The organism is Cystobacter fuscus (genome assembly GCF_002305875.1).
Lineage (GTDB): Bacteria > Myxococcota > Myxococcia > Myxococcales > Myxococcaceae > Cystobacter > Cystobacter fuscus_A.
The window spans coordinates 1,307,332-1,318,904 of the sequence record NZ_CP022098.1; the positions used below are offsets into that span (position 1 = coordinate 1,307,332).

11 protein-coding genes are annotated in these 11,573 nt (G+C 71.2%); 4 read left to right on the forward strand and 7 right to left on the reverse strand.

Features of this window, described 5'->3' with window-relative positions; all coding sequences use genetic code 11:
- Positions 1-5 precede the first annotated feature (5 nt).
- Together CYFUS_RS05465 and CYFUS_RS05470 are read right to left on the reverse strand one after the other, a co-directional pair.
- A complete protein-coding gene (locus CYFUS_RS05465; RefSeq protein WP_095984268.1) occupies positions 6-755 on the reverse strand; it encodes a hypothetical protein in 750 nt (249 codons plus the stop codon).
- A 37-nt stretch (positions 756-792) separates the two neighbouring features.
- Entirely contained in the window at positions 793-2,892 is a 2,100-nt protein-coding gene (locus CYFUS_RS05470) for a hypothetical protein (protein ID WP_095984269.1), read from the reverse strand.
- 560 nt (positions 2,893-3,452) lie between these two features.
- Here CYFUS_RS05470 and CYFUS_RS05475 point away from each other — a divergent pair.
- The 4 genes from CYFUS_RS05475 to CYFUS_RS05490 all read left to right on the forward strand — a co-directional run bounded on the left by CYFUS_RS05475 (position 3,453) and on the right by CYFUS_RS05490 (position 7,281).
- On the forward strand, positions 3,453-3,788 hold the full coding sequence (locus tag CYFUS_RS05475) for a TerB family tellurite resistance protein (protein WP_095984270.1): 336 nt from the start codon (positions 3,453-3,455) through the stop codon (positions 3,786-3,788).
- Positions 3,789-3,838: 50 nt separating this feature from the next.
- Positions 3,839-4,900 (forward strand): DUF6929 family protein, encoded by a 1,062-nt coding sequence (locus CYFUS_RS05480; RefSeq protein ID WP_198316466.1) that lies wholly within the window; start codon positions 3,839-3,841, stop codon positions 4,898-4,900.
- Positions 4,901-5,071: 171 nt separating this feature from the next.
- Positions 5,072-6,175 carry a hypothetical protein gene (locus CYFUS_RS05485; protein WP_157758254.1) on the forward strand — a complete coding sequence of 368 codons (1,104 nt, stop codon included), beginning with the start codon at positions 5,072-5,074 and terminating at the stop codon, positions 6,173-6,175.
- A 29-nt stretch (positions 6,176-6,204) separates the two neighbouring features.
- On the forward strand, positions 6,205-7,281 hold the full coding sequence (locus CYFUS_RS05490) for a peptidylprolyl isomerase (RefSeq protein ID WP_095984272.1): 1,077 nt from the start codon (positions 6,205-6,207) through the stop codon (positions 7,279-7,281).
- Positions 7,282-7,284: 3 nt separating this feature from the next.
- Here the strand turns inward: CYFUS_RS05490 and CYFUS_RS05495 are convergent, their stop codons facing one another.
- The 5 genes from CYFUS_RS05495 to CYFUS_RS51595 all read right to left on the reverse strand — a co-directional run bounded on the left by CYFUS_RS05495 (position 7,285) and on the right by CYFUS_RS51595 (position 11,475).
- The gene (locus CYFUS_RS05495; RefSeq protein WP_095984273.1) at positions 7,285-7,803 is read right to left on the reverse strand and encodes a hypothetical protein; all 519 of its coding nucleotides are present in this window, start codon (positions 7,801-7,803) and stop codon (positions 7,285-7,287) included.
- Entirely contained in the window at positions 7,800-8,810 is a 1,011-nt protein-coding gene (locus tag CYFUS_RS05500; RefSeq protein ID WP_095984274.1) for a M28 family peptidase, read from the reverse strand. The genes CYFUS_RS05495 and CYFUS_RS05500 overlap by 4 nt, the downstream gene beginning before the upstream one ends.
- A complete protein-coding gene (locus CYFUS_RS05505) occupies positions 8,807-9,337 on the reverse strand; it encodes a hypothetical protein (protein WP_095984275.1) in 531 nt (176 codons plus the stop codon). Before CYFUS_RS05505 ends, CYFUS_RS05500 begins: the two co-directional genes overlap by 4 nt.
- Before the next feature lie 14 nt (positions 9,338-9,351).
- Entirely contained in the window at positions 9,352-10,407 is a 1,056-nt protein-coding gene (locus tag CYFUS_RS05510; protein WP_232537386.1) for a prephenate dehydrogenase/arogenate dehydrogenase family protein, read from the reverse strand.
- A gap of 78 nt (positions 10,408-10,485) precedes the next feature.
- A complete protein-coding gene (locus CYFUS_RS51595; protein WP_232537387.1) occupies positions 10,486-11,475 on the reverse strand; it encodes a hypothetical protein in 990 nt (329 codons plus the stop codon).
- Positions 11,476-11,573 lie beyond the last annotated feature (98 nt).

Here is an 11,573-nt window from a genome sequence, read left to right on the forward strand (position 1 = left end):
CGGCGTCAGGCCACGAAGGCCGACACGGGCGTGCCCAGCGAGGCCTCGGCCGACTCCAGGCAGTCCTCGATGAAGCGCAGCTGGAGCTCGAGCGCCTCGGCGCTCAGCTCCGCGAACGCGCGGGCGCTCTCCGGCATCGCGCGCACCAGGTCCTCCATCAGCCGCGCCTGGTTCATCGCGCGTGGCGCATCCGGCTGGGACTGGGCCTTGAGCGCGCACAGCCCCTCGAGTGCCTCGCGGCCGAGCACCCGCGTCACGTTGGCCAGCAGGTGGGGCCCCATCATCTGCGTGAGCTGGATGCTCTCGAACTCGATGGCGATCTGCGCCGCCGGGAACTCACCGGTGAGCGTCTCCTCGACGAGCCGGCGGTAGGAGCGCATCGCGTCGGTGGGGTATTGCGAGAGCAGCCGCTCGGTGTGGAGCACCGGGCGGAAGCGCTGGTTCCATCGGCGCACGAGCACCTGCACGTCCTCGGTCATCGTCTGGGCGGGGCCCGACGCCTGTCGGGCGTGCGCGAGCAGGCTCTTGCCCAGCGCGTCCAGGCTCAACAGGAGGCTGCGGTGGCCGGCTCGGCGGTTCCATCCCTCCAGGGGCTCGGCCAGGTAGACGCCGAGGGCGTGGTACTGGAGGAGGAAGCGCTCGAGCAGCTCCGGGGAGATGGCGGGATCCACCACCCTGCGCATCACCGGATCCGTGGCGACACGGGCGCGCGCGGCCAGGACGTAGGGCTCGTACAGTTCTTTGACCAGACTCATGTCGGCTCCTTCGCAGTGTGCAATCGGGGTATGGGATTCAGGCCTTGGGAGCCGGGGAGGAGAGACAGCCCACCGTTGCCTCGCTCACGTGTTCCAGGAACTCGGGCAGCAGGTGCGCGGAGAGCAGCCACAGACAGGGGCTGGCGCCGGGCCCCTCGCGCAACCGGGCGGCCGCGAGCGGGCCGTCGTCGTCCTCCTCGGACACGAGGACGAAGGAGGGCTGGTTTCGGGCGGCGTACCAGGCGCGCGCCGCGTCCAGCAGCGCGACGTAGGTGTCCTGCCCTCCGGGCGCGAGCGGGAACAGCCGCGCCGTGTCCAGCATGCGCAGCAGGTTCATGCCCTCCGGTCCCCGCTCGAGCACGATGGCGGCCACCGTCATGCCCTCGCGGCGCGCCACCAGCACCTGCCGCTCGCGCTCCAGGCCCGCCGCGTGCCAGGCCTGGGTGGCGTCCGTCAGCGCCAACCGCTCGCGCGAGAGATCCATCGCCTCCACGTAGCAGGCGGGCCGGGTGCGGGCGATCTCACTCGCCAGGAACGCCGTCTCCTCGGCGGTGGCCGGGCCGATGTCGACGCCGTCCGAGGGCTGTCCACTCGGCTCGTCGCACCGCGCGCGCCACAGGTGCACGGGCAGCACCAGGGCCTCTCCCGTGTCGGCGTGCCGGCGCGCGTAGGACAGGTAGACGCGCTCGAAGAAGGGCACGCTCGAGTCGACGTAGCCGAGCAGCCAGCGGAAGTCGGGAGCGTTCTGCGCGTGCTCCATCGCGCGCAGGTGCAGCTCGCGGAGGATCCGCCCCGGGGCCACCTCGGGGACGGGGGCACCCGGGCGCTTGGCGAGCTGGTGCACGAGCCAGCCATGACGCCAGGCGCGCACCGAGGACAGCGTGGCCTCCACGCCCCGCTCGGACGGCCACACCGCCTGGCTGAAGAGCTGGGGCTCGCGCGCCGCGCGCAGGCTCGTGTCGACGAAGCTGGCGCGCTGCTGCTCGAAGTCCTCGGGCGTGTCGCCCGCGAGCTGGGGGTAGCCCACGTCGGCGAGCAGTTGCCACAGCGGCTCGAGCCACTCCTCGCCCGAGCGTGTGTCGGGACTGAGCGCCTGGGAGACGAGCTGCATCCAGCGCGCCTCGTCCTCGGGCGTCTGGGGCGTCACCTGGAGGCCGATCACCCGCTGTCCGTCCGGACGCGGCTTGCCCACGTAGCGCACCTCTCCGCGCATCGAGAGGGGCTCGCCGTACTCGGGGATGAGCTCGAGCGGCTGGAGGAGCAGACCCGGGAAGACGAGATCGTCCGCGGAGCCCAACACGGACAGGCCGGTGAAGGACACGTCCTGGAGTTCACGCTCGCGTGGGCCCAGCTCGTTCCACAGGGGATGGTGGAAGCGGGCCAGCAGGCCGGCGGGGGCGGGGACGCGCCGACGCGCGCGGTGGCGCACCCGCCACAACTGCCGGGGAATGGGCGTCACCAACCGATCGCCGCGCACCTCGAGCTCCGGCACGCGCATGCGGAAGGCGGAGTTGTAGCCCACCACCTCGATGTCATGGGGTGCCTGCCCCCACCGGGCCGACGGTTCCTCCATGCGCCAGTGCAGCCGCGAGGCCGCGACGTCGAAGTACTCGAGGGACACGCGCAGCGTCCGGCCCGGCTGGCGCAGCAGCCCCTGGTGTTGCATGACACACACGGACTTGAGGATGGAGCGGATGCGCTCGGAATCGACGATCGCCTCCTCGATGGGCCGCGGCGACACGGCGGGCAGGGCGCGTCCCTCGCGCGCCGCCGAGTCCAGCGCGGAGAGGATCTGCCGGCCCTGCTCCAGCGTCACGTCGACGAACTGGATGCCGAAGGGCGCGTCGGCGCGGCGCGGATCGCTCCAGAAGAGCTCCCCGCGCAGCGGTCCGATGGTGCGGCCGTTGTCGTCCAGGAGCAGCTGCACGGGGCGCTCGCGGGGGGGCAGCTCCGTGCCCGGCTCCGGCAGGGCCCACACCACGGTGGGGCTCAGCCGAGTCACCCGGCTGCTGCTGATGCCGGGCTGCGAGAGGATGAGGTTGATGCCCTGCTCGGGCTCGTGCGCGTGCAGCGAATAGCCCGAGTAGGTGCCGGCGGTGAGGGCCAGTCCCGTTGCAGTCTCCAGATGTTCTCGCATGGCGCTTTCTCCCGCATGGGGGATGGCGCGGGGTTGCTCGCGCCTGGCCGTCAGGGGGAGGGGGGTCCCGGGCGGCTCTCAATCCCTTGCACGAAAAGAGAGCGCTCGATGCCCCCTTTCGTCAAGGCGGGCCTCGCCATTCATTACTCACCGCGCGCGGGCATCGCGATGCGGATGGAAAAGTCCGCTCCGCCCGGCCAGGACTCCAGAAGCCCGCTGTCTCTCCGAGAGAACGGACCCTGCCTGGAGACGGGTAAACAAAGACTTGAGGGGCGCGCGGCGAAGGTTGTCAGGAGTTTGCTGGACTGACGGTTCTGCAGCGTCGCCGCAGTTGTGGGTCGGAGATGTGCATGAGCGTCTCCATCGTGAGAGGGATTGCTGGGATTGAAGGGTTTACGTGGACTCGACGGGAGGGGGAGCCCGTGGTGATCGGCGGGAGGTGGACACCGCCGGAGGGCGGATGTGGACCAGGAGACGGAAGGACTGTCGGCGGCGCGACCGGGAAGAACGTCGTGGCGGTCCGCGGCGGGACGGGCGAGGCTCGGGGCTCGGGAGAACCCATGAGCCAAACCACGGCGGACGATCGATTCAATATCGAAGTGCTCAAGTTGATGATCCAGCTGGCCTGGAGTGATGGGCGGCTCGACGCGCGGGAGTCGGGCCTCATCCAGGGCGTGGCGCGCAGCTGGAACGTTCCGGAGTCGGAGTTCGCCGCCCTCAAGAAGCTCCTGGCGCGTGGGGGCTCGCCCCCCGCGCCCGACCTGGCGTTGCTGCGCGACCGTCCGGACGAGGTCTTCGAGGCGGTGCGCGCCCTCATCGCGAGCGACGGCGAGCTCCGGGCCGAGGAGAAGGAGCTGCTCGAGGAGCTGCGCGTCATCCTGAGCCCGGAGTCCTGAGCCCCGGGGAGGGTCGAGGGGGTGTAGAAAGCCCCCAGGTCTCCCTCTCCATGCCCATCCCCGCTCTCCGTTTCCGTCTCCTCGCCGCCTTCCTGCTGTTTCTGTCCTCGGGCTGCCAGGAGCGTGCGCACGCCACGAAGGCGCCAAGGCCCCGGCGTGCACCGCCGCTGCAACTCACCCGCTCGCGGATGTTGACCCTCCCGGCGCCCGAGACGGCCGGGGGCGCGGCCTATGTCTCCGCCGCGAGCGGCCTCGTGCGGGTGGGCGACTGGCTGCATGTCGTCGCGGACGATTCCCTGTCACTCGCCTCCTTTCCACTCCACGGCGAGGGTCCCGGACTCTGGGTGCGGCTCTTTCCGGGCGAGCTGCCCCGGGACCCGGCGGACCGCAAGGCCGTGAAGCCGGACCTGGAGGCGCTCTGTCTCGTGGAGGGCCTCGCCTCGGCGCCTCGAGGGGCCCTGCTGGCGGTTCCCTCCGGAAGCGCCCCGGCGCGGATGCGCGGGGCGTTGATCCCCCTCCAGGAGGATGGGCGGCTGGGCGGCGCCGTGCGCGAGGTGGATTTCTCGGGCCTGTATGCCCGGCTCGCCCGGGAGCTGGGCCCCATCAACGTGGAGGGGGCCGCCTGGACGGGAGGGCACCTGTGGTTGCTCAACCGGGGCAACAGTGACGAGGGCGTGGACGCCGTGGTGATGATCGCGGGCGACGGCCTCTCGCGCGCCCTCGAGGCCGGTGTTCCTCCCGGCCCGGAGCTGGTGCGCGACGTGAAGCGCTGGAAGCTGGGCCGGACCCGCTCGGTGCGGCTGTCCTTCTCGGACGCGGCGCCGCTGCCGGACGGTCGCGTCGTCTTCACCGCCGCCGCCGAGGACACCCATGGCCCCTATGCCGATGGCGCCGTGGTGGGCTCGGCCGTGGGCATGCTGGCCCAGGACGGCACGCCCCTGTGGCTCGAGCACGTGGAGGGCAAGGTGAAGCTGGAGGGCGTGACGGCGCGGGTGGAGCAGGGCCGTCTGCACCTGTGGCTCGTCTCGGACGCGGATGACTCCTCCGTCGTCGCGCCCCTGTTCGAGCTCACCCTGGATGATCCTCCGCCCTCCTCGTCTCCGGGCCGCTAGCCAGGCCGCCGGGCGAGGTGGCGTTTCCCTTTCTCGAGAATTGGCAAACGCCTTGCAAATAAGAAGGCGCAACTTCCCGAGGCGCGGCGCGATAATCCATTGTCCCCACTACCAGGAAGCAGTCCTTTTCTGGTTATTCTATCGAAATCGCTTCTGATCTCAGGTGATCCCATGCCCGGTCGCGTCCGTTCGCCTCCTGCCGCTCCGCCTCCCGTCGCCACTTCCGCGTCGAAGCCGACGACAAGCCCCACCCCCACGGCCGCGGCGAACCCGACGGCAGGCACCACCACCCCGGCCGGCGCCAAGCCCGCCGATGGTTTCACGGCCGGCAAGACGAGTCGGATGGATAAGGCCAACAACGCCATGGGTCTGGCCAACAACACGGTCGGTCTGGCCCAGGGTGGCGTGAGTCTGGCCCAGAGCCTGTCGCCCAGTGGCGGGGCCGGTGGCGCGGGCGCGTCCGGTGGCGCGGGCGGGGCGGCGCAGCCCGGGACCGTTCCGGGCGGCTTCCAGCAGGCCCTCGCGATGGCCCAGCAGCCCATGGCCGCGTTCCAGCAGCTCCTGGGTGGCCTGACGGGAGGCCAGGGTGGACCGGCCGCCGCGCACCAGGCCGCCACGAGCGCGCTGGCGGGCGTGAACCAGCTGGCCACCAGCGTGCTGGGCGGCATCAATAAGGCGGCCGCCTCGGGTGGGATCAGCGGGGCCGGCGCGACCCAGATGGCCTCGACCCTGATGGGGGGCGTGGGCCAGATTGCCTCGACCCTGATGGGCGGCGCGCAGAAGCTCCTGGGGGGCCTCGGTGGCTCGCACCAGGCCCCGGGGTTCGGACACGGCAGCCCGGTGGGGCACGCGTCGACCCAGGCCGCGGGTCAGTCCAGCCCGGCGGCCATGGCCGGCTCGGCGTCCTCCGCCATGGCGGCGGGTCAGGGCGTCCTCTCCGGCGCGGCCGGTATGGCGGACATGCTCAAGGGCGGCACCGGTGCCCTGGCGAAGGCGGCCGGGCGTTTCGCTCCGGGCCTCAACATCGCCGTGGCGGGCATGGACGTCGCCAATGCCGCGAAGACCTTCAAGGATCCCAACGCGACCATGGGCCAGAAGGTCACCGCGGGCATCACCGCCGGGGGCTCCGTGCTCGCCGCCACCAACATCCCCGTCGTGTCGCAGGTCGGCGCGGCCGTCTCCACGGTCGCCAGCCTGGCCGGTCCCGCCATCGAGGGCCTCTCGGGCGCGGCCAAGAGCGTGACCCAGGGCTTCAAGCAGCTGCTCGGCGGTTGATGTAGCCTGCGGCCTCGAAAGGATCCTTCATGGACTCCACCCAGAAACCCGCTCCTCCCGCCAAGAAGCCTTTCGAGGTCCCGCTCTCCCTCCCCCTGGCCCGCAAGGCCGCGCTGGGCAGTCCGGTGCAGATGCCTCCAGTGACCGCGCCGTCACTGGAGGGTCTCTCCATCACCGTGCCCGCCCCCTCGCCCATCACCGCCCAGCAGATCCAGGAGCGCTTCCAGGATCTGGCGCGCGCGCATGCCACCGAGCGCATGCGTTCGCGCACCGAGCGCATCGCCTGGGGCGACGAGGTGCTGCTCAACTTCGTGGGCTACTCCAACGGCCGGCTCATCCCCTTCAGCGTGCGCGCCGACGTCTGGGTTCCCCTGGTGCCCGCGCCCCTGCTGCCCGGTCTGTACGAGCAGCTGGTGGGTCACCTGCCGGGAGAGACCGTGCTGGCGGACATCCTGCTGGGCCAGGACTACCCCGTCGAGGCGCTGCGCGGTCAGCCCGCTCGCTTCGCGGTGCAGATCCAGGCCGCGCGCGAGGTGAAGTTCCCGGATCCGACGAGCCCGGAGTTCCTCAAGGCCTTTGGCCGGGGGGACACGGTGGAAGCGGCCACGAACAGCGTGTTGAAGGAACTGGAGCAGGAGACGGTGGCGTTGCTGCGGCTCCAGGCCCAGGAGATGGTGCTCAACGAGGTGGCCGCCCGCACGCAGGTGGACATCCCCGAGTCGCTCGTGGACGAGGAGATCCGCCGTCGCTGGGGCTCGAGCGAGGGCCGCGCCGTGACCGAGCTCAAGTTCACCGAGAAGCAGCAGGAGGAGTCGCTGCAGACGTGGCTGAAGGACGAGCCCACCCGGGCCGAGGTCCGGCAGCGGCTGCGCATCAGCCTGGCGCTGGGCGCCATCTGCGCGCGCGACGGCCTCACCCTCACCCAGGCCAAGGTGCAGGAGGTCCTCAAGGCCGAGGCCGCAGCCCTCGGGATTCCGCTGGATCAGGCCGCCGCCTCCCTCCGCGAGGAGCCGCACCAGTTCGCCCGCATCGATCAGGCGGCCTGGCACCTGCTGGCGGTCGAGTACGTCATGAGCAAGGCCCAGGTCCGCTTCGCGGGCGCCTGAGGCCTAGAGCGCCAGGCCCACCTCGAGCAGCGTGAGGCTGTAGATGGGGCCCCGGCCGACGCCATCGCCGCCCACTCCCACCCCCAGCTCCACCAGGGACACCTGGGCGCTCCCGAGCGAGAAGCGCGCGGGCGCCAGCGTCAGGCCCACGCCCAGCGCGGGGCCTCGCGCGTACACGGACTCGCCGGGCATGACGAAGCCGAGTTGATCGCCGAAGAGCCCGGTGAGGGACACCAGGGCCGCGGGCCGCCACCCGCCGCTCGGGCGTTGGACTCCCGCGCCCAGCCGCACCTCGAGCACCGAGCCCAGGCCGGTGAGCCCGTTCACGTCCGCCTGGAGCAACCACAGCCCCCGCAGCGTGTCGCGCACGCCCACGCCGCCGCCCAGGCCTCCCTGGGTGCGCGCGGAGGAGAGGTACGCCGTGAGGCCCGAGCGGGCATAGAAGGAGAGCTGGTGCGCGGGGGGCGGCGCCGCCGGGGCATCGGCGAGCGCGGCGAGGACGAGGAGCGTGGTGGGCGTCATGGCAGGGGGCCCTCGGCCCAGTAGGCGAGCCCGGCGGCGGACAGCCGGGTGACGCCGGTGAGGAAGTCCGCGTCGAGGGTGGCGGGCACGTCGGTGTCCTGGTGGTAGTGGGGGTTGCGGAAGTTGGCGGTGTCGGTGAGGAACAGGGAGTTCTGCCCGGCGAGCCAGAACGGGGCGTGATCGCTGCGCATGAGGTTGCCCGAGGCGGCACCGGAGCCATTTCCGGGAGTGAAGATGCCAATCACCGGCACGAACTCGAGCCGGCCACTCAGCGCGTGCAGCTCCTCCATCTGCGAGCGCGAGGCCTCGTTGGCGATGACGGCGATGAAGTCACCCCGGGGGGGCAGGGGAAAGCCCGGCAGCCCCTGCTGCGAGCCCGGCTCCGTGCTCCGGTAGCCAATGCAGTCGAAGACGATCGACGCGACGATGCGCTCGCCCGGGTGCGACTGGACATAGCGCGTGCTGCCCACCAGGCCGAGCTCCTCCAGATCGAAGCCGACGAAGCGCACGGTGCGCTTGAAGCGCTGACCCGAGGCCAGTCGCGCCATCTCCAACAGGGCGGCCACGCCCGAGCTGTTGTCATCCGCTCCCTGGAAGTACGCGTCGTAGTGGGCACCCACCAGGATGATCTCCTCGGGGTGCTCGGTGCCCGGCAGCTCGGCCACGAGGTTGGTGGTGGGAAAGCGTGGGTCGTCCGTGCTCTGCGTGGTGACGCGCAGGCCGAGCGACTCCAGGCGCTCGCGCATCCACTGGAAGCTGCGATCCCGGGTGAGGTGGCACACGGGCATGTACCGGGTGTTCGTCCCGGGCTCGAAGAGGTCGCACGACAGTGGCGTGTCCTCCAGGTGCACGGCGGCGAGGGCGTTCACGTCGGCCATGAGGCGCGCCTGCTCCACCCCCTCGCCGAAGCTCCGCACGCGCGCGAGCGCGGCTTCGTCCAGCGCGGGACGCGAGACACAGGAGCCCAGGGCGAGGGCCAAGAGGGCGGTGGTGGACCAGGACTTCATAGAGCCACTCCGAGGTGCAGCAGGCCGAGTTGCAGGCGCAGGGCCGAGCCCGGCTGGTGGATGGGCGTGCCCCACTGCAACTCCAGCGCGCTCACGGTGAAGGAGCGGAAGACGAAGCGCAGGGGCTGGGCGTGCACGGCGATGTAGAAGGGCATGCTCCTGCGGGCCCTTTCGTCCTTGAGTTCATTGGGCAGGTCCCCTCGGGTCGGGAGGTTGATGGGCAGCCCGCTGAGCCCCACTTCGGGACCCACCGCGGGTCGCCAGGTGCCCGACGGGGGGGTGAGCAGCACGCGGGCGTAGACCTCGGCGGGCAGCGAGCCGCCTCCCCCGGGAACCCAGCGCACGCCGCCTCCCAGACGCCATGCATCTCGTCCGTAGGTATAGGCGGCCTCCAGCCCGAGCCGGGGGCTGAGCACGTTGTTGGCCCCGTTGGTGAGGATCACGGCCGTGGCACCGAGGGACAGCCCGTGTTCGGACGCCAGGGCGGCGTGGGGCAGGAGCGCGGCGAGCAGCAACCAGGAACGCATGGGGCCACCCTAGCTCACTCGCGGCGATGTTGGTCCCGCCGTGAGAAGCGCAGGATGGCGCGGAAGATGGCCTCCACCCCGTCCGGCTCCAGGCCCCGCTCGGAGGCCCACGCGCGGCGCGAGGCGATCATCGCGTCCTCGCGGGCCGGGTCGGGCACGGGCTGCCCCGCCTCGGCCTTGGTGCGCAGCGCCCGCCGGGACAGCTCCGCCCGCCGCGCGAGCAGCTCCACCAGCTCCTGATCCAGCTGATCAATCAGGTCCCGCGTCTCGCGCAGCTCCGGCAGGCCCGAGTCGAGCGTGGGCAGGGTGAGCGGCGGCGCGTCGGGCGGAGGCTCCCCGGCGGGCAGCGCGTCCAGCTCCCGGTGGACGTTGCCGAGCGCCTCGAGCAGATGGCCCCGGGCCTCGCGCGCGAAGGGGTTGTCGTGCTGGATGGCGCTGAAGAGGTGTCCGGCGTCCGAGCGCACGAGCTGGATGGTGCGCGAGAGCGCCTGGAAGCTGGCGGGCGCGAAGGGCACGTCCAGTCCCGAGCCCGCGTCCACCATGCCCTTGGCCACGAAGAAGGTGAGCGCGTGGGTATGCGCCATCACCCGATCATGCCCCTCGGGCGTCTGCTCGATGATCTCGCAGCCCAGGCGTTCGAAGAAGCGGATGGCCTCGGGGGCGGCGGCGGGGTGGAGCGGGTTGGGGCAGACCACCACGCGCAGGGGCCGCTCGGCCATGGCGAGGCTGAGGGGGCCGAAGAGCGGATGCGTCCCCACCCAGGGCACCCGGGCACCGAGCACCTCGGCCATGGCGTGCACGGGCTTCACCTTGACGCTGCCCACGTCCAGCACGAGCTGCTCGGGCCGCAACAGGGGGCTCATCTGCTGGAGCACCGCCCGCATGTAGGCCACGGGCACCGCCACCACCAGGTGGGTGGCGTCCGCGATCAACGCGGGAAGCGACGGGGAGCGGTGGGGCTCGGGGATGTCCGCCACGGGGTCCAGCGCCCGGTAGGGCACCCCCGCCTCCTCCAGCAGTCCTCCGAGTGCACGGCCGAAACGTCCGTATCCCACGATGCCGACCATCATGCCGGCAATGTACATGAGGCCCGGGCGCCCGGGTTTGACGGGAGCGGCCGGGCCTCGGGTGCTGGACACGGGCGTGGGCTAGAACACGTCCTTCAGGTGCACTTCCAGGTGCGTGTCGCTGGTGCCCAGCGTGCTCAGGTCGTCCTTGGGGTCCACGTAACCCTCGTCCGCGCCGACCTTGCCACGGTAGTAGTTGATGATGTTCGGGTCGCGCACCTCGGAGGTGGTGGTCTTCTTGATGCCGTAGACCTGGCCGTTGGCGTCCCGGGCCAGGATGTTCTCGGGCGCGCCCTCGACGAGGTTCTCCAGGGTGCCGGACGTCTTGCCCGGGCCGGTCTCCGGCGCGATCGTCATGCTGGCGTTGTTCCCCTCGATGTAGCTCACATCGTAGAAGGTCTGGTTGCCGGCGCCGTTGAAGGCGACCTCGCCCAGCGTGACCGCGGTGCCATCACCCTTGTCGCTGCGGAAGTTGCCGCTCCAGCCCTGGGGGAACTCCTGCCGCACCGTCTGGCCGGGTTCAATCGTCAGGGGCGGGATCTGCTGCTGACCCGGGTTGGTCGTGAAGGTGATGGTCATCGGCTTGTCGCCGTCGTTGGTGAAGTCCATCGTGTTGCCCGCGCCACCCGTCGGGTTGTTGCCCTTGGGCGCCTGGGTTCCCGTGGGCTTCTGGGTCTCCGGCGCGCCCGGGGAGGGCGGCTGGGACAAGAAGTTGGTGGGCTCGGGGGGCGTCGGGCCGGGCTGCTGCGGGGTGGGGCCGTTCTTGGGCGTCCCCCCCAGCTCGGGCACGCCCTGCTCCTCCGGGCCCTGCTCGCCGTTGAGCAGGTTGGTGATCTCCTTCATCGTCTGCACGAGCGCCTGGAGTTGCTGGGTCAGATCCTGCGTGCCGCCCGTGCTCGACGGGTCGAAGCCGTCGTTCGAGAACAGGCTCTGGTACGGGTTCTCCTCCACCGGCGAAGGCGTCTGGAAGTTCGAGACGGGAGGCTGGGGGGAGGTCGTCTCGTTCACCTTGCTCAGGGCCGTGAGGAGGAGCGCTTGAAGCGAGCGGGGATTGATGGAGTTGACGGCCATGGCGGGAGCTCCTCGTGCGGAGGGGGAGAGCGGAGCGCCGTCGAGCGGCGCGTGCGAGTTGCTGCCATAGCAGGAGTCGGGCCAGATGCCGACGGCCT

Bases quoted from the DNA above. Each gene is read 5' to 3' on its own strand.
- CYFUS_RS05465 (WP_095984268.1), bottom strand. From the start codon at position 755: ATGAGTCTGGTCAAAGAACTGTACGAGCCCTACGTCCTGGCCGCGCGC.
- CYFUS_RS05470 (WP_095984269.1), bottom strand. From the start codon at position 2,892: ATGCGAGAACATCTGGAGACTGCAACGGGACTGGCCCTCACCGCCGGC.
- CYFUS_RS05475 (WP_095984270.1), top strand. From the start codon at position 3,453: ATGAGCCAAACCACGGCGGACGATCGATTCAATATCGAAGTGCTCAAG.
- CYFUS_RS05480 (WP_198316466.1), top strand. From the start codon at position 3,839: ATGCCCATCCCCGCTCTCCGTTTCCGTCTCCTCGCCGCCTTCCTGCTG.
- CYFUS_RS05485 (WP_157758254.1), top strand. From the start codon at position 5,072: ATGCCCGGTCGCGTCCGTTCGCCTCCTGCCGCTCCGCCTCCCGTCGCC.
- CYFUS_RS05490 (WP_095984272.1), top strand. From the start codon at position 6,205: ATGGACTCCACCCAGAAACCCGCTCCTCCCGCCAAGAAGCCTTTCGAG.
- CYFUS_RS05495 (WP_095984273.1), bottom strand. From the start codon at position 7,803: ATGACGCCCACCACGCTCCTCGTCCTCGCCGCGCTCGCCGATGCCCCG.
- CYFUS_RS05500 (WP_095984274.1), bottom strand. From the start codon at position 8,810: ATGAAGTCCTGGTCCACCACCGCCCTCTTGGCCCTCGCCCTGGGCTCC.
- CYFUS_RS05505 (WP_095984275.1), bottom strand. From the start codon at position 9,337: ATGCGTTCCTGGTTGCTGCTCGCCGCGCTCCTGCCCCACGCCGCCCTG.
- CYFUS_RS05510 (WP_232537386.1), bottom strand. From the start codon at position 10,407: ATGATGGTCGGCATCGTGGGATACGGACGTTTCGGCCGTGCACTCGGA.
- CYFUS_RS51595 (WP_232537387.1), bottom strand. From the start codon at position 11,475: ATGGCCGTCAACTCCATCAATCCCCGCTCGCTTCAAGCGCTCCTCCTC.